The sequence below is a fragment of the Paenarthrobacter sp. E2MeOHC11 genome (assembly GCF_058744955.1).
Map to the genome: position 1 here is coordinate 2,072,505 of NZ_CP196673.1, position 19,655 is coordinate 2,092,159.

Below are 19,655 nucleotides of genomic sequence, written 5' to 3' on the forward strand. Positions count from 1 at the left end.
CCACGACTCCCTTTTCCGTTTGTTGTGGGGTTCGTGGATCAATTGTTCGGCATCAGGGGGGCCTTGCCGCAAGCCCCCATGTGCGTTATAAATTGAATATGGAAGGGATCATTCCCTTCTTTTTTTGTGCGCAAATGCCCGCCGAAAGGCAACCCCGGAACTGTAGGGTAGTCGGATGTCTTCCCGAATGACCGGTGCCCGGCTGTCAGCCCTCTACGACGCAGAGAACATGTGGGCCGCGGATGACGACTTCTTCCTGGCGTTCGTGAATGAGCGGTCGAACAGCCGGGTGTTGGATCTGGGCTGCGGCACGGGCAGGATGACCCTTGCGGTTGCTGCGGATGGTCATGCCGTTGTTGGCATCGACCCAAACCCCCACTCCCTTGCGGCCGCTCGTGGGAAGCGCGGCGCCGACCACGTGACGTGGATCGAAGGTACGTCAACGCAAATCCCTGAAGGGACCTTTGACGTCGCGATCATGACGGCGCACGTGGCCCAGGCAATCAACGACGACGGCGACTGGTCGCGAACGCTGGCCGACGTTCACCGCGCGCTGGCACCCGGCGGGCGTTTGGCGTTCGATACCCGCGACCCGGCGGCCAAGGCATGGGAAGGCTGGAATCCGCCGACGACGCGACGCACGCACACGCTCCCCGATGGCTCCGCCTTGGAAACGTGGATGGAGAGTGTCCTGCTGCCCGGCGGGCTTGTTGCGCTAACCGAGCACCGGCTCCTTGACGGAAGCATCGATGAAACAGAGTCGTCGGTCCTGGCGTTCCGCAGCGAGGACCAGCTGCGCCAAGACCTGGGCCTCGCGGGCTTCGAGGTGGAGCACATTCTCGGTGGCTGGGCCGGCGAGGACGTGGGCAGCGGGCAAGGCGAACTGATCGCGCTTGCCCGCAAGCCCCGCTAGAGAACCGGCAAAACCTCAAGTCCGCCAAGGTACTTCTGCAGCGCCTTGGGAACGTTGACGGAGCCGTCCGGGTTCTGGTGGTGTTCAAGAATGGCAACGATCCAGCGTGTGGTGGCCAGGGTGCCATTCAGTGTTGCAACAGCGCGGGTTCCCTTGGCAACGCCTTCCTCATTGACCGCACGCTCGCGGATGTTGAGGCGGCGCGCCTGGAACGTGGTGCAGTTGGACGTCGAGGTGAGCTCGCGGTAGGCGTTCTGCGTGGGGACCCAGGCTTCGCAGTCGAACTTGCGGGCCGCGGACATGCCGAGGTCTCCTGCTGCGGTGTCGATCACGCGGTAGGGCAGCTCGCACTTGGCCAGCATTTCCTCTTCCCAAGCCAGCAGTCGCTCGTGTTCTGCAGCGGCCTCTTCAACGGTGGTGTAGATGAACATCTCCACCTTGTTGAACTGGTGCACGCGGATGATGCCGCGGGTGTCCTTGCCGTGCGAACCGGCCTCGCGGCGGTAGCAGGAGCTCTGGCCGGCGTATCGGATGGGGCCTGCGGAGAGATCCAGGATCTCATCTGCGTGGTAGCCGGCGAGGGCCACCTCCGAGGTTCCCACAAGGTAAAGGTCGTCTTCCGCGAGGCGGTAGATCTCGGCGTCGTGCTTTACGTCGAAACCGGTGCCCTGCATGGTCTCGGGACGCACCAAAGTGGGGGTAATCATCGGGACGAAACCGGCATCGATGGCCTGCTCCATGGCCATCTGCAGCAGTGCCATCTCCAAGCGGGCACCAACGCCGCGAAGGAAGTAGAAGCGCGAGCCGGAAACCTTGGCACCGCGCTCCATGTCGATGGCGCCGATCAGTTCACCGATTTCCAGGTGGTCTTTCGGCTCAAAATCCTTGAATTCGCGGGGGGTACCCACGGTCTTGACCACCACGAAGTCGTCCTCGCCGCCCTCCGGGACACCGTCCACGACGAGGTTGGGGATGACGCGGAGCAGTTCCTCCTGCTTCGCTTGAGCGACAGAGGCTTCAGCGGCTGCGGCCTTGACCGAGTTGGCCAGTTCCTTGACCTCGGCCAAAAGAGCCTGCTTCTCCTCGCCCTTGGCCTGCGCCACCTTCTTGCCGAAAGCGTTCTGCTCTGCGCGGAGGGTTTCATGGCGGATCAGCGCGGCACGGCGATCGGAGTCAGCGGAGATGATCGCGTCCACAACGGACTCGTCGGCGCCACGGGCGCGCTGGCTGGCACGGAACTTGTCCGGATTTTCGCTGAGGTCTTTTACGTCGATCACCAGACAAGAGTATCGAATCCGCCACGGATTACCGGTCCGTAGTGGGCAAAGGCCGGCCGTCCCGGGGGCGAGGCAAAGAGAGGAGTGCCCAGGAGGATAGTGTTGGAGCACCATGAGCGACTGGATCCTGTACGTGATTCTCGCTGGGGGCGTGGCGTTTGCCGTCTCCAGTTGGTGGGGTGTGCGCCGATTGAAAGCCCGGCACACCAGGAGCGCGGTTCGGGAGGACGCCCACAAGCCCGGCCCCGGGGACCAACGCGTTGCAGTCATCCTTAACCCCGTGAAAAACAACGCCGCCGTAGCCCGTCAGGCCATTACCGACGCCTGTGACCTCGCCGGATGGGACGCCCCCAAATTCTTTGAAACCACCCCCGAGGACCCCGGTTACGGGCAGTCGCGCCAGGCGCTGGCCTACGGAGCCGACGTCGTTCTGGCGTGCGGTGGCGACGGGACCGTGCGCGTGGTGGCTGAGTCACTGGCGCATAAGAACGTGGCCATGGGCCTCATCCCTTTGGGCACCGGAAACCTGCTGGCACGAAACGTGGACCTGGACGTCACGGACCTCGCTGGCTGCATCCAGACCGCCCTGTTCGGCCATCAGCGCTTCATCGATACCGCCACCATGGGGATCGACAACGAAATTACCGGCGAGTCCGCAGAACATACCTTCCTGGTGATCGCCGGCATGGGCTTGGATGCCGAGGTTGTTGGCGACACCAAGGACAACCTCAAAAAGAGCGTCGGCTGGCTCGCCTATACCGAGGCCGGCGTCCGCCACCTGCCTGGGCGCCGAAAACGGGTCACCATCACCATGGATGACCAGCCCGAACAGGCGCGCAAAATCCGCAGCGTGCTGTTTGCCAACTGTGGATTGATCCCCGGCGGTATCGACTTCATCCCGCAGGCCATGATCGACGACGGCATGCTGGACATCGTGGTGATGAGCCCGCGCAGCGCCTTCGGCTGGCTGGCCATGTACACAAAGGTCCTGTTCAAGCACAACGCGAACCTGCCGATGATGAGCTTCTACCGTTCCGGGAAAGTCACCATCCGCAGTCAGGAACCGATGGCGACACAGCTCGACGGCGACCCCTCGGGCGAAGCGACAACAGTCACCGTCCAAGTGGCACCAGGTTCCTTGCTGGTGCGCGTGCCGAAAGCCAAGACCGTTTAGACAGCGCCCTTTTCGGGTTGGGCTGTGTTTCTTTCGGCCTCTTCAGCCGCGGCCTTGGCGGCAGCCCGGGCCTCGGACTGCTCCTTGATCATGGCTTGCTCTTCTTCAAAACGCAGACGATCCGCCCGATCAGCATCGTCGCCGTCCCAGTCATCTTTGTTATCGATTGACGGCTTGGGATTGACGATCATGCCCTGGCCGTCTTTGTCATCGCTGTGGACAGTCATGACCCATCCCTTTCGTTTGCTATTCATCCATCGTTTATGGATCAGGCAAGCATACGCACAGAAGCATCAGTGCGAAAGGGGAATGGCATGCCCTGTGGACTGCGGCTAGGAGCCCTTCAGAATCGAATCAACCCACGCGTGTGCCGAGGCAAAAGCCGCGTCTGACGTATGCGGAGCGACCACGGCCGGCTGCTGGTCAGCCCGTGCGTAGGAGCCCAGGAACCGGGTTGCCGGGCTGATCCGGTGGAGGCCGGCAAGGGCATCGGCCACCCGTGAATCGGTGGCGTGTCCATCGGCGTCGATGCTGAAGAAATAGTGGCCCAGGTACTGACCAGTGGGGCGTGATTCGATGCGGCTCAGGTTCACTCCGCGGGAGGCGAACTGGTCCAGGATCTCCATGAGGGCGCCCGGGTGATCCTCCGGCAGCGGCACAACCACGGTGGTCTTGTCAGCACCTGTGCGCTCCGGCAAGGGTCCGGGCCGGCTCACCAGGATGAACCGTGTGACCGCATCCGGGTTGTCGCCAATGTTCTGGCCCAGGATGTTGAGGCCGGGTTGCTCGGAAGCGATCAGCGGCGCACAAATGGCCGCTTCGTAAGGAGCATCCTCCTCCAGCAGCCCCATGGCGGAAGCGGCCGTCGAGGATCCGGGAACGTAGTCAGCGTTCGGAAGGTGCTCGTCCACCCAGAGCCGGCATTGCGCCCACGCGTGGCCGTGCGTCGAGATCCTTTTGATGTCGGAAAGTTCGACGCCGGGCCTCGCCACGAGCACGAAGGTGATGGGAACAAGGGCCTCACGGATGATCCGGAGCTCCTGGCCTGTGGCGATCGCATCCAGCGTGGCCGTAACTCCGCCCTCCACCGAGTTCTCGATGGGAACCATGGCAGCATCAGCTTGGCCTTCACGTACACGTTCCAGTGCCGTATTCACGTTGGTACAGGGAATTCTCATGGCGTCAGCAGCACCTGGTACCTGCATGAGGGCGGCCTCGGTGAAGGTGCCCTCGGGGCCAAGGAACGTGTAGGTGAGCGCTGACATCGAATATTCCTTGCTGGTTATATGCGCGGTTTAGAGGACTACCGGCTTGAGACCGTTGTCGGACACCATCGGCTTGCCTGCCTCGAACCACATATCCATGCCCCCGGCCACGTTCACCGCCGAATACCCCTGGCCCACCAGCCACTGGACAGCGCGGAAGGAACGGCCACCGGTGCGGCAGATGACGAAGAGGTCGTCGTCGGGATCGAGCTCGTCCAGTCGTGCCGGCAGCTGGTCCAGGGGGATGTGGCGTGCACCTTCAGCGTGCCCTGCCACCCACTCGTAGTCTTCGCGGACGTCCAGAATGCTGGCGTCAGCCGGAATATCGCCCACAGGCACGGTATCGAAGTCGCTCATTGCGGTCCCTTCCCATTCGATTAGTCCAGCATCCAGCCTAGTCGCAGCGGCGTGCGGCCAGAACGTCGCTTGCGTCACGAGGTCCGGACGCTAAGACTGGGACCCAAGCCCTCCCCGAACATTGGCCCGTTAGGAGTACTCCATGGCTGCTGGGCAACCCACCATTCTGGCGACATCCGGTGGCTACAAACCAGGCGAACGCACCCGGATAGAGTTCAACCACTTGATGCACTATGCCGTGGAGCTCTCCGGGGTGAGCGGCCGCCCGCCACGCGTGACACACATCGGGACGGCATCCGGGGATCAGCGTTGGTGGGCCGCGGAAATGGATCAGGCCGCACGTATTGCGGGGTTCGATTTCAGCCACCTCACCCTCTTCCCCATGCCCAATATCGAGGACCCGGAAGCCCATCTCCTGGAACAGGACGTGGTGTGGGTCAACGGCGGTTCAGTGGTGAACTTGCTGGCCGTTTGGCGTGCCCACGGACTGGACCGGATCCTCCGGAAAGCGTGGGAAGGCGGCGTGGTGCTGGCTGGCGTCTCAGCAGGATCCATCTGTTGGTACCAGGGCGGCGTCACCGATTCGTTCGGCCCGGAGCTCAGGCCCGTCACCAACGCCCTCGGCTTCCTTCCCTACGCCAGCGGTGTCCACTATGACTCCGAACCCCGCCGCGCTCCTGCCATCCACAAATTGGTGGCCAACGGCACGCTCGGCGAAACGCACTGCACGGACGACGGCGTGGGGCTGGTTTACCAGGGAACGGAACTTGTGGAGGTGGTGTCCGAAGTGAAGAACAAGGCAGCCTTCCGGGTCACCGCCGGTGCCGGCGAAAGTGTGGATGCCGTTGCTGTGGAGGAACGGTTGGAGTCGCGTTTCCTTGGTTGATCCTTCGCTGCAGGCCCTTTCACGACTGACCGCTGTTGAACTCCGCGATGCCCTGGCTTCGGGCGACCTGTCCGCCCGGGAGGCCACCACCCACTTCCTCTCGGCAATCGAATCCCGGAACAAGCAACTGGGTGCCTTTGTCACAGTCACAGCAGAACAGGCTCTCAGGGACGCCGCCGCGGCGGATCGACGGCACGCCATCGTGGTCCGCGAGGGCCGCCGCGATGAGCTGCCCCTGCTTCACGGCATGCCCACCGCATTCAAGGACCTCACCGACGTCGCCGGGGTACCGACAACCCACGGCAGCGCTGCCCTGGAGCATAAACCCGCGCCCGAGGACGGCGCCCTCGCAGCAACCCTGAAGGGTCAAGGCGTCATCTCGCTGGGCAAAACCCAGGTTCCGGAGTTTGGGCTGACCGCGTACAGCGAGAACCGCATCGCACCGCCGTCGCGCAATCCCCATTCCTTGGGGCGAAGCTCCGGCGGTTCGTCAGGCGGCACAGCGGCAGCCGTGGCAGCTGGCCTGGTTCCATTCGCGCCCGGAACAGACGGAGGCGGGTCCATTCGGATTCCCGCCGGCGCCTGCGGACTGGTCGGGTTGAAGCCGGGCCGGGGCGTGGTGCCGTCAGGTGCAAGCGCCGGGGACACTGCCAAGTTGGTGGTCGCCGGACCGCTGGCGCGAACAGCCGCGGACGCTGCGCTGGTGTTGGACGCGCTGGTCCCCCGGGATGAAGCGCCCGACGGCGGATATCTCGCCAATGTTGGCCGGGCGCCGGAGCCCCTCAGGATCGGCGTGAGCCTGGACAGCCCGTGGGCAGGTGCCTATCCGTTTGGGATCGAGCAAGAAGCCATGGACGCCCTCACGCTGGGGACCAAGCTCCTGGGAAACGCCGGCCACAGCGTTGGCGAAGCCGAAATCCGGTACGACAACCGCTATCCCGAAGCGTTCACAGCAGCCTGGACTGCCGGCGTCGGGAGTGCCCGGATAGCACCCCAGCGCGAAGCACTGCTGACCCCGCTGACCCGGACATTCCGCCGTCGGGCGCAACAGCGGAGCGCTTTCAAGGTGAATGAGGCACTCGGATTCCTGCGGCAATTCGAGCACGACACCATCGCGCAATACGCGGAATGGGATGTCATCCTCATGCCAACGCTCGCGCAGACACCTCGTCCCATCGGCTGGTTCACGGGCGGCGGACACAGCGGCGAGCCGTGGCCGAGTGAGTGGGCCGGCGACGCTGACGAGGACTACAAGCGGCAGTGCGAATACGCGCCGTGGTCATCCATGGTGAACGTGTGCGGGCTTCCGGCGATCAGCGTTCCTGTGCACGCAACTGCCGCTGGCCTGCCGATGGGAATTCAGCTCATTGGCCGCATGGGATCTGAGCTGTTGCTTCTCCAGCTCGCAGCCGCCCTCGAGGCCAGGTAACAGGGGCGTCTAACATATGGAAAGTGGTTGCCCCGGGCATATATCGATGTGACAATGCCCGCAGTCAGTGCCAGCATTGAGAAAATGAGCACACCTCAAACCACGGCTGAGTCCGCAAAGCCAGCGGGCGATACGTCATTCTTCGGCCATCCAAAGATGTTGGCCAGCCTCTTCTCCGTGGAAATGTGGGAGCGATTCTCCTTCTACGGCATGCAGGGAATTCTGCTCTACTACATGTACTTCACCGCTGAGCAGGGCGGTCTTTCCATTGACCAGGGCCTCGCCGCTGGTTTGGTGGGTGCATACGGTGGTGGCGTTTACCTGTCGACGATCCTCGGCGCCTGGCTCGCCGACCGTCTCTTCGGCTCCGAAAAGGTCCTGTTCGGCTCGGCCATCATGATCATGGCCGGCCACATAGCGCTGGCGCTTCTTCCCGGAATTCCGGGCTTGATCGCCGGCCTGGTACTGGTGGGCATCGGTTCCGGTGGCCTGAAAGCCAACGCCACCGCCCTGGTGGGAACCTTGTACGGCGAGAAGGACGAGCGCCGCGACGCCGGCTTCTCCATCTTCTACATGGGCATCAACATCGGTGGGCTCATCGGTCCACTGGTCACCGGTTTCCTGCAGACGAGCTACGGCTTCCACATCGGCTTCGGCGCCGCGGCCGTGGGCATGGCGATCGGCCTGGTCATCTACTCGCTGGGCCGCAAACGGCTCCCCGAGGAAGCACACCGCGTGCCGAACCCGCTCCCCGCGAAGGACCGCACCCGTTACGGCCTGATCTTCCTGGGCATCCTGATTGTCATCGGCGTCCTGCTCGGCACGGGCTTCGTCAACGCAAACAACCTGGCCCGCAGCATGGCGTACGCCGCCATCGCGGCCTCGGTGATCTACCTGTTCCTGATCTTCCGCAGCCCCCTGGTCACCAGTGTGGAGCGTAAGCGCGTGGTCGCGTTCATCCCGCTGTACATCGCATCGGCTGCTTTCTGGGCGCTGTTCCAGCAGCAGTTCACGTTCATCGCTGTCTACTCGCAGGAGAAACTGGACCGTAACCTGTTCGGCTGGGAAATGCCGGCCGCCTGGGTCCAGTCCATCAACCCGGTGTTCATCATCATTTTCGCCGGCGTCATGGCTGCCCTCTGGACCAAGCTCGGCTCCAAGCAGCCCAGTTCGCCGCTGAAGTTCTCGGCCGGCCTCTTCATCATGGGCCTGGCATTCCTGGCGTTCATCCCGCTGGCCGGCGACGGCAAGACCCCGCTGCTGGCACTGGTGGGCATCCTGTTCATGTTCACCCTGGCGGAGCTGTTCTTGTCCCCCATCGGCCTGTCCGTGAGCACCAAGCTCGCCCCGCAGGCGTTCCACACGCAGATGGTGGCACTGTTCTTCCTGTCGGTCTCGCTCGGTACGACCTTGGCGGGCATCCTGGCTGGCCTGTACAACCCCGACGACGAGCTCCCGTACTTCCTGGGCATCGGCGGCGTGGCAATGGTCCTTGCCGTTGGCCTTGCAGCTGCTTCGCCGGCGATCAAGAAGTTGATGGGTGGCGTTCGCTAGCTCGGCTGACGCGGCGCACAGCGCCTGACGCCACGCAAACGGACCAGCGTTGCCTATATTCAGGTGGCGCTGGTCCGTTTCTGTGTCGGCCGCGGGTTTGGGTCGCGCCGATGGGCCTTATCAACGACGGCGACCCTTGCGTTCGGTGGGATTCCCACCTGACGCAAGGGTCGCCGTCGTGCGTGTTTGCTTAGTAGTTCAACCTCGTGGACGAGGCCCCAATGGCCGCGAAGAAGATAATGCCGAAGATCACCGTCAGCGCCACGCCGATGTATCCCATCACGAGTCCGGCGATTGCCATGCCCCTGCCCGCAGGTTCACGCTTGAGGGCGAGGTGGCCCAGAATCACGGCGGCGATCTGCGGAAGGATGAAGAACCCGAAGCCAACAAAGATGGCGATACCGCAGCACATGCTGGCGATGCTCAGGCCCTTGGGCTCGGCCTGCATGGCGTAGTACGCGGGCTGTCCGTAGGGGCTGGGCTGGCCGTACGGCTGCTGCCCATAGGGCTGCTGACCGAATGCCTGCTGCTGTTGGTACGGGCTGGGCGGCTGTCCGTACGGCGACGGCGGCTGCTGGCTGTAGTCGCCCGGGGTGTACGCACTCTGGCTGCCGGGCGGCTGAGGCTGGGTGTAGAAGTCGCTCTGGCCCTGGGCGTTGTGCGTGTAAGCGTCCTGCCCGTGCGCGCTCTGCTCATAGGACGGGAGCGGCTGCGTTGGGTTGGCACCCTGCTCGAATGGCGGCGGCACGGGGGCGCCGGGCTCGGGCGCCCCGGGCTCAGGGGCACTCTGCGCGGCCGGTTCGGGTGCGCTGAACTGTGCGGGCGGGACGTACTGCGGCGGTTCGTAACCCGCCGGCTTGTCTTCGTTGCCCTTGGCTGGCTGATCTGACATGGAAAATCCCCCTGAATTTGGTCTTTGATCCCAACACTACCGCCGTCCGCGGTGCCACAGAAGGTAGCGCAGGGCTGAAGACATGGGCACAAGGGCCCATCCGGAAAGATTCATGCATAAGCATGGAATTTTTCCGAGTCTGACTCGGTTTACGTCAACAGCGACTTAAACAGCGCTCACCACAGAAATCTGCGGGATCCGTCCCGCGAAGGAGGAATCATGGGTAACTTCGAAGGCAAGACCGCGCTCGTCACCGGCGGTGGCTCAGGACTCGGGGAAGCGATCAGCAAGGACCTCGCAAAGAACGGCGTCAACGTCGTGGTTGCGGACGTCAACCTCGACGCCGCCACGCGCGTGGCCGATCAGATCACGGCCGACGGCGGCACGGCAGTTGCGTTCCAAGGCAACACGGCTGTGGCCGAGGACAGCAAGAAGGCCGTCGACTTCGCCGTGGAGACCTATGGCGCCCTCAACTACGCCGTGAACAACGCGGGCATCGGCGGGGCCAGCGCACCTGTGGGCGACGTCGACATCGAGGACTGGGACCGGGTCATCGCCATCAACTTGAGCGGCGTCCTCTATGGAATGCGCTATCAGATCCCGGCCATCCTTGCCGCCGGCGCTTCCGAAGGTGCCATTGTGAACATGGCCTCAATCCATGGAGCTGTCGCCGCCCCCGGCAACGCCGCCTATACAGCTGCCAAGCACGGCGTGGTGGGCCTGACCAAGAACGCAGCGGCCGAATACGGCGTGCAGGGTCTCCGCGTCAACGCGATTGGACCCGGCTACATCGATACTCCCCTGCTGTCAGCTGCACCGAAAGAAGTGATTAACGGGCTTGAGGCCAAGCACTCGCTGGGCCGGCTGGGCAAGGCGGAGGAGATCGCCAACGTCACTACGTTCCTCCTCTCCGACAAAGCCAGCTTCATGACCGGCTCGTATGTGCTGGTCGATGGCGGGTACACCGCCGTCTAGCCTTTGGCACCCTTGCTATTGAATTTCGCTCCGACCCGGTTTTCGACAACCGGGGCGGAGCGCTCTTTTTCACTAGCACCTGTTCCTGAACGTGACGTGAAACCTGCCTGTTCATGCCGTGCCCTTCCGCCTTCCAGCGTCACAGGGGCCAGATCCCGGACATTTCCTGTCAGCGGGCCGTGTGGTCTGGCATGCTGGACCCCATGGCTAGCCGAGCGGGCACAGTTGCCCTTCCCCAGGACCTTGTTGACATCACAGCCCTGCTGGACGCGTATTTCGACGTAGCTCCGGATTTGGGCGATCCCGCGCAGCGCGTGGCGTTTGGAACGTCGGGACACCGCGGCTCCAGCTTGAAAGCGTCGTTCAACGAGCCGCACATCCTTGCGATCACGCAGGCAATCGTTGAATACCGCGGACGCCAGGGCATCACCGGGCCGCTGTTTATTGGCCGCGATACCCACGCCCTCAGCGAGCCGGCGCAGAACTCCGCTTTGGAGGTGCTGGCTGCCAACGGCGTGACTGTCCTGGTGGACGCACGCCACGGCTACACCCCGACACCGGCATTGAGCCACGCGATCCTCAAGTACAACCGCGAAGCCGCGCCCGGCACTCCCCAGGCCGACGGCATTGTGGTCACCCCCAGCCACAACCCGCCAGGCGACGGTGGCTTCAAGTACAACCCTCCGCACGGCGGACCCGCCGATACGGATGCCACCGGTTGGATCGCCGACCGCGCCAACCAGCTCCTCGAAAACGGCCTCCGTGGCGTCAAGCGCATCCCCTTGAACGATGCTCTCGCCGCCGACACAACGGGCAAGTTCGACTTCCTCAGCAGCTACGTCGACGACCTCCCCTCCGTTCTCAACCTGGACGCGATCCGCAACGCCGGCGTACGCATCGGCGCCGACCCCATGGGTGGTGCCTCCGTTGACTACTGGGGCGAGATCGGCGAGCGCCACCAGCTCAACCTCACGGTTGTGAACCCCACCGTTGATCCGCAGTGGGCCTTCATGACGCTCGACTGGGATGAGAAGATCCGCATGGATTGCTCGTCGCCGTCGGCCATGGCGTCGCTGATCAAGCGGATGGCTGCGGGCGCCGACGGCACCACTGCTTATGACGTCGCCACGGGAAACGACGCCGACGCCGACCGGCATGGCATTGTCACACCCGATGGCGGCCTGATGAACCCGAACCATTACCTCGCCGTCGCCATCGACTACCTTTACCGGAACCGCAGCGGCTGGAACCCGGAGTCCGTGGTTGGCAAGACCCTGGTATCTTCCTCGATCATCGACCGCGTCGCAGCCGGTCTGGGCCGCAAGCTGGTGGAGGTTCCCGTTGGCTTCAAGTGGTTCGTCCCTGGCCTGCTCTCCGGCGAGGGCGCATTCGGTGGCGAGGAATCTGCCGGCGCTTCCTTCAACAAGCTGGACGGCAGCGTGTGGACCACGGACAAGGACGGCATTCTGCTGGCGCTGCTGGCGTCCGAGATCACGGCCGTTACGGGTCAGTCTCCGTCGCAGCTCTACAAGGGACTCACTGACCAGTTCGGCGCACCCGTTTACGCCCGCATCGACGCTGCCGCCACCCGCGAGCAGAAGTCCAAATTGGGCAAGCTCTCCGCCGCCGACGTCACCGCTACCTCCTTGGCCGGCGAAGAGATCACGGCCAAGCTCACTGAGGCTCCGGGCAATGGCGCTTCGATCGGCGGCCTGAAGGTTGTCACCGAGAATGCCTGGTTCGCAGCCCGCCCCTCAGGCACCGAGGACGTGTACAAGATCTACGCCGAGTCGTTCAAGGGCGCGGACCACTTGAAGCAGGTGCAGGAAGAGGCCAAGGCGCTGGTGGACGGAGTCATCGCGTAGGTTCCTCAGTGGCTCTGGGCGTCCCGCGTCCAGAGCTTGAGGATGCGCCGGATGGTGTGGTCGCCCTCCGGCGCCATGTCCACCAGGGCTATGTGGTCAAGCACGACGACGTCTCCTGACTTGGGGCGCCTGCCGTCATGGTGCGAGATGTGCGGCCGATAGTGGTCAAGGATGTAGTTCGGCGTAGCGATCCTCCCGCCGATGCTGGTCACGGCATCCACCATCTCTTCGTGCAGTCCCTGCAGCAACGGGTTGTGGTGGATCAAGCTCACCGGGATGGACCCCATGTGCCCAAACCCCGCCTCTTCACCCACGGTTAGCCTCGTTCCGAGGGCTCCCTTGACTGGCGCTGCCGCCAAGTCCGCCAGGACATCGGCGACGTCGGCACTCACCTCAGTGCCGACGTCGAACCTTAACAGGGTGATGTGAAGCGGCCAGTCGCTGCGCGGAAAAACCAGCCCCGGCTGCACGGGCTCCGTGAACGCCACCCAGATGAGGTTCCGCATAGGCATAGTTTGCCACCCCGGCTTCATCGCCCTCTCACCTCCCGCGGCAATTTCCCGGATCCTCTCCCACCTCCCTCCAGGGTCGGGGCAGGCGAAATCTGAACGACCAAGATCCGCCCGCGTTCGCACGCCGGAAGTGATCGAGCGTTTCCGGAAAGGCGACGAAAGGTGAGAGAGCGTCGGAAGGGCGGATGCTCTCTTTACCTACGCACCTCGGGAGTCGAGCAGGACTCGGAGGACTTGCTCGAGGGGCTCCGTCAGTTGATCGGCGGAAGCTGAGACGAGGGGCTGCACTTCCGTGGCCGTCCGCAGCATCACCAATCCCAGCATCAGCGCGATAGCCATTTGGGCTCGAAGGAGAAGCGGCTGCGAGGCGGAGTCATCCGCACTCCAACCTGCGGCTGCGGCGAGTTGTTCGGTGAAGCGCTCCAAGGTCCTGCGGCGGATCGCATCGGCGTTCTCGTCGCCGGATGAACGGAGCAGGAGCAGGAGTTGCAGGGGGTCGTCGGCGTTGGGAGCCTCGACGACGTGCGCCAGGAGCCGGGCGATCACCTCGTCAACGCTGGCCGCGCGAGCCCGGGTTTGGGGATCCAGCTCATCCACAGTGCGGTTCATGCACGCTTCGAAGAGGCCCTCTTTGGAGCCGAAATACCGGTTGATGAGGGCTACGTTGACGCCCGCATCCGCTGCGATATGGCGAACAGTGGTGGCGCGATAGCCCTCGGTTGCGAAGCGCCTGCGGGCGGCGCGAACCAGCGCCCGCCGGGTGACGTCCGCGTCCCGACCCGAACGAATCAATTCGTCGTCCGCCAAAGCTGCCCCGCCGTCGAGATGTTTTGGTTCCTGCACTTCGTTGCCCACTCCCCCACTCTAGCCCGGCAAACCCGCAAGTAAACGATTGTTGACATAGGTAACTAAATTGACTTACGCTCTAAGTAATCAATCGTTTACATGCCGAGGAGAACCATGTCCAGCACCATTGAGCGCCCGACAAGCGCACCGGCACCGGGTACGGAGGCTCACCGCAAACGCGGCACGGCGATCATCGCCTATCTCTCCCTCGGCGGCCTTTCATTCGCGGTCCTGCAGTCCTTGGTCGCACCCGCCCTGGGCACCATCGGGAAGGACCTTGGCGTAGCAACAAGCGACGCAAGCTGGGTGCTGACGGCTTACCTGCTCTCCGCTTCCGTGCTGACTCCGATCCTTGGGCGCCTCGGCGACATGGTGGGCAAGCGCAAGGTCCTGATCGTGGTGCTCTCCCTGCTTCTGGTCGGCGCGGTTCTCGCCGCTATTGCGCCCAACCTGACGGTCCTGATCATTGGCCGCGTGCTTCAAGGCGCCGCGGGTGCGGTGATGCCACTATCCATCGGCATCGTCCGCGACGAGCTTCCGAAGGAACGCGTCAGCGTCACCATCGGCCTGCTGTCCGCGATCTTCGGCATCGGCGCCGGTGTTGGAATTGTCGCTGCTGGTCCGATTGTTGAGGCACTGTCCTGGCACTGGCTGTTCTGGTTACCGGCCGGGCTCGTACTGATTGCCCTCCTCGGAGCTATCTTCGGAATGCCCGAATCTCCCGTCAAAACCCCCGGCAAGCTCGATCTCCTGGGCACCGGCATTCTTTCCGTCGGCCTTGTAGCCGTGCTGCTGGCCATCAGCGAGGGCCAGACCTGGGGCTGGGGCGACGGCAAAACCATCAGCCTGCTCCTCGGTGGCGGCATCGCGCTGATCGTGTTCGTGTTCGTGGAATTGCGCGTGGCAGAACCGCTGATTGACGTGCGGCTGTTCCGCAACCGTGGCGTGTGGACCGCGCACATCGTGGCGTTGGCCTTCGGCTTCGCAATGTTTGGAACCTTCGTCCTGGTTCCCACGATCCTTCAACTGCCAACGGTCCTTGGCTACGGGTTCGGCAAGACCGTCAGCGAAGCTGGCATCTACCTGCTGCCGACCGTCGTCGCTATGGTGATCTCCGGCGTCATTGCTGGCGCCCTCATCCGCAAGGTGGGGCCCAAGATTCCGATGATCCTCGGCGCTGTGGCCGTCACCGTCGCGTTCATCATTCCGGCATTGGGACACGGTGAAGAGTGGCAGATTGTGGTCTCGGGCATCCTCACCGGCATCGGCATTGGGATGGCACTGGCCGCGACATCAAATGCGATTGTCGAAAGTGTTCCTGCGACCCAGACCGGCGAGGCCATCAGCGCCAACACCGTGCTGCGCACCGTCGGCAGCAGCATTGGTACGGCCGTCATTGCCGCGCTCATCTCCTCAAACATCACCCCGCAGGGCGCGCCTTCGGACGATGCGTTCACCATCGGCTTCTGGGTATCCGCCGGGGTTGGCGTGCTGGCGCTCCTCGCTGCGCTCGTTGTTCCGTCCCGGGTGCAACGGCGCCGCAATGCGGAAGCTGCGGGGATCGACGACTTCGACGAAGCTGCCTGACCGCCACGAACGCAAAACGCCCGCTCACCTATGGTGAGCGGGCGTTTTTTGTGGAGTCTTAGACGGTGCGAACAACGTCGTCGTAAGCGAACTTCGGCTTTGCTTCGCCCCAGGCGTCCGGACCGGGCTGGCCGATGTTGACCACCAGGAAGCTCTTCTGGTCACCGGCCGGGAAGAACTCGGCGTCGATGGCGGAGAAGTCAGCGCCGGTCATCGGGCCGGCGGCGAAACCGAGGGAGCGCACGGCCAGGATGAAGTAGCCGGCCTGCAAATGAGCGTTGTTGTTTCCAGTAGCAGCGGCGAAGGCGGGATCGGCGTCGTACATTGCCTTCGGCGCGCCGTAGGCGGGCAGGAACTTGTCCCACTGACCCTGCCAGTCAGTGTCGTAGGAGAGGACGGCGACCAGCGGGGCCGACGCGGTCTTGGCCTTGTTGCCGTTGGAAAGGGTGTCCACCAGCTTGGCGCGGGCTTCGTCCGAGCGGACATAGGTCACGCGGAGCGGCTGGGAGTTGAAGGCGGTGGGGCCGAACTTGGTGAGCTCGTAGATGGCGCGGGCCTGTTCGTCGGTGACCTCACCGGCGAAGCTGTTGGCGGTGCGGGCTTCGGCAAAAATGGCGTCGACTGCTGCGGCGTCAATGACTGCTTCTTCGTGGGCGATCGTCATTCGTAAACCTTTCGCTGGGCCCTGGCCTTACAGGCGGCCGGGCACTTCTGCTTTCCATGGTTGCAACTTCAACTTCCGTTGTCCTCTTCCCGTGACGGCCCGTGACGTTGGGCACACAGCGTGACTTCGCGTGTCGTTTCTTTGAGTTGTGAGGCCTGTTGAGCGCGCTCCCGAGCGCGCGAGGCGCGTAGAGCAGGCCCCGCAATGGCGGTAATGTTGCACCGAATCCCAACACTTTTCTGAGGAAGGCCCGCCATGAGCATGCTCGGCATGAAATGGAAGCTCCACGGCAACGGCAAGTCCATTCGCCCCGGCCACGTGGTGGCACCCGACGAGCGGCTCGCCTGGCCTTTGACCATCGGCATCGGCATGCAGCACGTGGTGGCCATGTTCGGCGCGACCTTCCTGGTCCCCATCATCACGGGCATGCCGCCGGCCACCACCCTCTTCTTCTCCGGCATCGGCACCCTGCTGTTCCTGGTGATCACCAAGGGCCGCGTGCCCAGCTACCTGGGTTCAAGCTTCGCGTTCATCGCCCCGATCATGGCGTCCCAGCAGCAGTATGGCGTCGGTGGCGCTTTGGGCGGCGTGGTGCTTGCCGGCGTCGTACTGGCGCTTATTGGTGCGGTGGTCCAGAAGTTCGGCGCCGAGTGGATCAACCGGCTGATGCCCCCGATCGTCACCGGCGCCATCGTGGCGCTGATCGGCCTGAACCTGGCCCCGGCTGCCAAGGCGAACTTCGACCTCGCACCGGTTACCGCGCTGATCACGTTGGTCACGATCATCCTGGTTTCTGTTCTGTTCAGGGGGATCCTTGGACGCTTGAGCATTCTGGTGGGCGTCGTGGTGGGGTACCTCGTGGCGATGATGCGTGGCGAGGTTTCCTACGAAAAGATGGACGCCGCCGCGTGGATTGGACTGCCCTTCTTCCAGACGCCCGAGTTCCACATCGGCGTGGTGGGGTTGTTTGTTCCGGTGGTGCTGGTGCTGGTGGCTGAGAACGTGGGGCACGTGAAGTCCGTAGCTGCGATGACGGGGCAGAACCTCGACGGCGTCTCCGGCCGCGCGCTGATGGCCGACGGCGCCGCGACGGTACTTGCCGGCTTCGGCGGCGGTTCCGGTACCACGACGTACGCGGAGAACATCGGCGTCATGGCCGCCACCAAGGTGTATTCGACGGCGGCCTACTGGGTGGCCGGTATTTTCGCCATCCTGCTGAGCTTCTCCCCGAAATTCGGCGAACTGATCGCGACCGTGCCGGCTGGTGTGCTGGGCGGTGCCGCGACGATGCTCTACGGCATGATCGGCGTGCTCGGCGTTAAGATCTGGGTGCAGAACAAGGTCAACTTCTCCAACCCGATCAACCTGACGACGGCCGCTGTGGCTTTGATTATTGGCATCGCCGACTACACGTGGACCATCGGCGAGCTGAAGTTCACGGGCATTGCCCTTGGTTCCGCTGCTGCCCTGGTGATCTACCACGGCATGAAGGGTCTGGCTCGCTGGCGCGGGACCGTGGCCGAGCCGGAGACCGAGACGGCGGGGCTGCCACCTGCGGTGAAGTCGGCGATGAATGCGGCGGCCAAGCGGGGCGGGAAGAAGGGGAAGTAGGGGTGGGAGTGATCTCCGGATGAGGAATCCACTCCTTTGAACTAGTCACCTGGAGAACTTCGGTTGATGCTGAATCATGCGTCCCATCAATGCTTGGTTACAGGGTCCTACCCGGACTCGGACCTGGGTGCCCTCACCGCTGCGATAGTAACTTTTACCTGGACAGCCGGTCTCGTGGCCTTTGCAGGATTCAAGTTCAGCACGCGGGATGCCCGTGGCTAGCTGAACCACGACGGCGGTCCTCACCTCGGCCTAAGGCGAGGACCGCCGTCGGGCTTGGCTCAGCGACGTACCTCTGCGTCGGCCGCCCTAAGACCTTGCCGGATCTTTTCCTGACCCCCCTCGTCCCAGCCGCCTGAACCGGCGAGGGGGATTTCGGTGATGTACTTTCTCTGTTCCTTCGGAATCCGGGCAGCAACGAGATCGGGCGTGGACGCAGCAGCGGCGTACAGGTTGGGTCCGTCGGCGTAAAAGGGATCGGTGAGGACCAGGCGTCCGTCGCGGGTGCGCATGACGTTGTGTGGATTTTCGTCCAGAGGCCCGCACCAAGGCAAGCTGTTTCTGGCCTGCTCGTGGACGCCTCGCAATATGCCGGCAAGGACCTCCATTTCAGGGCTCCCCTTCGCTATTTTCAGCAAGAACCCCTTTGCCTCCTCCTCTGATACCGGGAGAAGCCATTCCATGATCTGCAGGTCACCTCCCCCGTCCAAACGGCGATGATCATGGAGTTCCGGGACCTGACGAGTGCCGGCTGCTTCACGGTAGAACTCTGCTGTGAAGGGACCCACTGGATCGAATGGGCTGATTCGCGCTACAACGGCGCCATTCGGCGAGCGGAGCGCAATCGCCCAGTCTCCAGCGCCGCAAGACGCCCAGCCATTTTCACGGAGGAAATGCTCTATGTCTCTATGGTTGGGTCGCGGACCGAGGGATGCGAACGTTAGTGTCACCCTGGGCGTGTCGTGCAGTTCCAACGGTGATCTCCTGATGGATTTCAAGTCTTACTGACGTTCGAGGACTTCTTCCAGGCTTTGACGCGGGTTAGCCAATCTTTGACGAGGGCCGCTGTCAGCACAGGCTGGTCCAAATGTGCGTTATGGCCAGCGTGATCGAGGACCACGATCGTGGACTGCGGGTAACTATTGGCCAGAGCAATCTGATCCTGAAACCCGACCACATGGTCTTGGCGCCCGGCCAGGATCAGAGTGGGTCCTTGGAAGGCGGCGAACCGCCCCTCCGGCTCTTCACTGAGCGCATAGTTCTTCGAAATTCGCTCGATGGCGGCCGGGTCGAAGATCCGCAACCCTGGCAGCGCAGCATCCCGGAAACTGGACCAGTTCTCGACAGATTGGACCACGGCCATCGCTTCGTAATCCGCAGCATCCAGGGGATCCAAGGCTGCTAACAGCGCAGGGTCTTTTTGGATCACCGTTCGCTTGGGCACGGCTCGTGACCCGTGATCCGCAAGGACCACCGGGCAGAGGAGTGCAACGCCCAGCACTTGATCCCCGAATTCGGCTACCAAGTGACGGGCGATCATGCCACCGAAGGAGTTTCCGAGGATGGCAAACTCCGCATCGCCGAAAGTCTCCCGCGTGAACGAGACAACGGCGTTTGCGACAGCATCTGTGCTGTCGATCTCAGGCCCCGCCGCGGTTTGGCCCATACCTGGCAAGTCGACATAGACCCGCCGCCATTGACCGTGAGCATCGAACACCGGGTCGAGGCCAAGCAAGAGTCGATGATCGACGCAGAATCCGTGGATGACCAGGACTGGGGTCCCCGCCCCAAATTCAACAGAATGCACTCTCGAACGCTAACACCGCGCTGGTGCTGAAGCGGCGGCCC

Annotated in this window: 19 protein-coding genes; 9 read left to right on the forward strand and 10 right to left on the reverse strand. The window is 63.4% G+C overall.

Features of this window, described 5'->3' with window-relative positions; genetic code table 11:
- Nucleotides 1-175: 175 nt before the first annotated feature.
- Entirely contained in the window at nucleotides 176-913 is a 738-nt protein-coding gene (locus tag ACSSVG_RS09610) for a class I SAM-dependent methyltransferase (RefSeq protein ID WP_492418616.1), read from the forward strand.
- On the opposite strand, the gene serS is transcribed toward ACSSVG_RS09610, so the two are convergent.
- Nucleotides 910-2,190 (reverse strand): serine--tRNA ligase, encoded by a 1,281-nt coding sequence (gene serS / locus ACSSVG_RS09615; RefSeq protein WP_492418618.1) that lies wholly within the window; start codon nucleotides 2,188-2,190, stop codon nucleotides 910-912. The genes ACSSVG_RS09610 and serS overlap by 4 nt on opposite strands.
- Nucleotides 2,191-2,302: 112 nt before the next feature.
- On the opposite strand from serS, the gene ACSSVG_RS09620 reads away from it, so the two are divergent.
- The gene (locus tag ACSSVG_RS09620) at nucleotides 2,303-3,364 is read left to right on the forward strand and encodes a diacylglycerol/lipid kinase family protein (protein ID WP_231341173.1); all 1,062 of its coding nucleotides are present in this window, start codon (nucleotides 2,303-2,305) and stop codon (nucleotides 3,362-3,364) included.
- Here ACSSVG_RS09620 and ACSSVG_RS09625 read toward each other — a convergent pair.
- The 3 genes from ACSSVG_RS09625 to ACSSVG_RS09635 all read right to left on the reverse strand — a co-directional run bounded on the left by ACSSVG_RS09625 (nucleotide 3,361) and on the right by ACSSVG_RS09635 (nucleotide 4,986).
- Nucleotides 3,361-3,591 carry a hypothetical protein gene (locus tag ACSSVG_RS09625; RefSeq protein WP_231341174.1) on the reverse strand — a complete coding sequence of 77 codons (231 nt, stop codon included), beginning with the start codon at nucleotides 3,589-3,591 and terminating at the stop codon, nucleotides 3,361-3,363. The genes ACSSVG_RS09620 and ACSSVG_RS09625 overlap by 4 nt on opposite strands.
- 105 nt (nucleotides 3,592-3,696) lie before the next feature.
- Complete coding sequence (gene pheA, locus ACSSVG_RS09630) at nucleotides 3,697-4,629, reverse strand: prephenate dehydratase (RefSeq protein WP_492418620.1); 933 nt, start codon at nucleotides 4,627-4,629, stop codon at nucleotides 3,697-3,699.
- A 30-nt stretch (nucleotides 4,630-4,659) separates the two neighbouring features.
- On the reverse strand, nucleotides 4,660-4,986 hold the full coding sequence (locus tag ACSSVG_RS09635) for a rhodanese-like domain-containing protein (RefSeq protein ID WP_026540906.1): 327 nt from the start codon (nucleotides 4,984-4,986) through the stop codon (nucleotides 4,660-4,662).
- A gap of 142 nt (nucleotides 4,987-5,128) precedes the next feature.
- On the opposite strand from ACSSVG_RS09635, the gene ACSSVG_RS09640 reads away from it, so the two are divergent.
- From ACSSVG_RS09640 to ACSSVG_RS09650, 3 genes are read left to right on the forward strand one after another with little or no spacing between them, the layout of a single operon-like run.
- On the forward strand, nucleotides 5,129-5,872 hold the full coding sequence (locus tag ACSSVG_RS09640; RefSeq protein ID WP_231341176.1) for a Type 1 glutamine amidotransferase-like domain-containing protein: 744 nt from the start codon (nucleotides 5,129-5,131) through the stop codon (nucleotides 5,870-5,872).
- Nucleotides 5,865-7,301, forward strand: a complete 1,437-nt coding sequence (locus ACSSVG_RS09645; RefSeq protein WP_492418623.1) for an amidase — start codon at nucleotides 5,865-5,867, stop codon at nucleotides 7,299-7,301. The genes ACSSVG_RS09640 and ACSSVG_RS09645 overlap by 8 nt, the downstream gene beginning before the upstream one ends.
- 54 nt (nucleotides 7,302-7,355) lie before the next feature.
- Entirely contained in the window at nucleotides 7,356-8,855 is a 1,500-nt protein-coding gene (locus ACSSVG_RS09650) for a peptide MFS transporter (protein ID WP_492418624.1), read from the forward strand.
- A gap of 190 nt (nucleotides 8,856-9,045) precedes the next feature.
- Here the strand turns inward: ACSSVG_RS09650 and ACSSVG_RS09655 are convergent, their stop codons facing one another.
- The gene (locus ACSSVG_RS09655) at nucleotides 9,046-9,747 is read right to left on the reverse strand and encodes a DUF4190 domain-containing protein (protein WP_492418626.1); all 702 of its coding nucleotides are present in this window, start codon (nucleotides 9,745-9,747) and stop codon (nucleotides 9,046-9,048) included.
- 219 nt (nucleotides 9,748-9,966) lie between these two features.
- Here ACSSVG_RS09655 and ACSSVG_RS09660 point away from each other — a divergent pair, with 219 nt between their 5' ends.
- Nucleotides 9,967-10,722 carry an SDR family NAD(P)-dependent oxidoreductase gene (locus ACSSVG_RS09660; RefSeq protein ID WP_492418627.1) on the forward strand — a complete coding sequence of 252 codons (756 nt, stop codon included), beginning with the start codon at nucleotides 9,967-9,969 and terminating at the stop codon, nucleotides 10,720-10,722.
- A 203-nt stretch (nucleotides 10,723-10,925) separates the two neighbouring features.
- A complete protein-coding gene (gene pgm / locus ACSSVG_RS09665) occupies nucleotides 10,926-12,587 on the forward strand; it encodes a phosphoglucomutase (alpha-D-glucose-1,6-bisphosphate-dependent) (RefSeq protein ID WP_492418629.1) in 1,662 nt (553 codons plus the stop codon).
- A gap of 5 nt (nucleotides 12,588-12,592) precedes the next feature.
- Here the strand turns inward: pgm and ACSSVG_RS09670 are convergent, their stop codons facing one another.
- Together ACSSVG_RS09670 and ACSSVG_RS09675 are read right to left on the reverse strand one after the other, a co-directional pair.
- A complete protein-coding gene (locus ACSSVG_RS09670; protein WP_492418631.1) occupies nucleotides 12,593-13,093 on the reverse strand; it encodes a hypothetical protein in 501 nt (166 codons plus the stop codon).
- 204 nt (nucleotides 13,094-13,297) lie between these two features.
- A complete protein-coding gene (locus tag ACSSVG_RS09675) occupies nucleotides 13,298-13,954 on the reverse strand; it encodes a TetR/AcrR family transcriptional regulator (protein ID WP_253465449.1) in 657 nt (218 codons plus the stop codon).
- A gap of 105 nt (nucleotides 13,955-14,059) precedes the next feature.
- On the opposite strand from ACSSVG_RS09675, the gene ACSSVG_RS09680 reads away from it, so the two are divergent.
- Nucleotides 14,060-15,532 (forward strand): MFS transporter, encoded by a 1,473-nt coding sequence (locus ACSSVG_RS09680; RefSeq protein WP_492418633.1) that lies wholly within the window; start codon nucleotides 14,060-14,062, stop codon nucleotides 15,530-15,532.
- Nucleotides 15,533-15,590: 58 nt separating this feature from the next.
- Here ACSSVG_RS09680 and ACSSVG_RS09685 read toward each other — a convergent pair whose 3' ends face one another.
- Nucleotides 15,591-16,196 (reverse strand): malonic semialdehyde reductase, encoded by a 606-nt coding sequence (locus ACSSVG_RS09685; RefSeq protein WP_231343430.1) that lies wholly within the window; start codon nucleotides 16,194-16,196, stop codon nucleotides 15,591-15,593.
- A gap of 255 nt (nucleotides 16,197-16,451) precedes the next feature.
- Between ACSSVG_RS09685 and ACSSVG_RS09690 the strand changes: the two genes are divergently transcribed.
- On the forward strand, nucleotides 16,452-17,807 hold the full coding sequence (locus tag ACSSVG_RS09690; RefSeq protein WP_492418635.1) for a uracil-xanthine permease family protein: 1,356 nt from the start codon (nucleotides 16,452-16,454) through the stop codon (nucleotides 17,805-17,807).
- Nucleotides 17,808-18,088: 281 nt separating this feature from the next.
- Here ACSSVG_RS09690 and ACSSVG_RS09695 read toward each other — a convergent pair whose 3' ends face one another.
- On the reverse strand, nucleotides 18,089-18,319 hold the full coding sequence (locus tag ACSSVG_RS09695; RefSeq protein ID WP_253465441.1) for a hypothetical protein: 231 nt from the start codon (nucleotides 18,317-18,319) through the stop codon (nucleotides 18,089-18,091).
- Nucleotides 18,320-18,801: 482 nt separating this feature from the next.
- A complete protein-coding gene (locus ACSSVG_RS09700) occupies nucleotides 18,802-19,614 on the reverse strand; it encodes an alpha/beta fold hydrolase (protein WP_492418637.1) in 813 nt (270 codons plus the stop codon).
- Nucleotides 19,615-19,655: the final 41 nt, after the last annotated feature.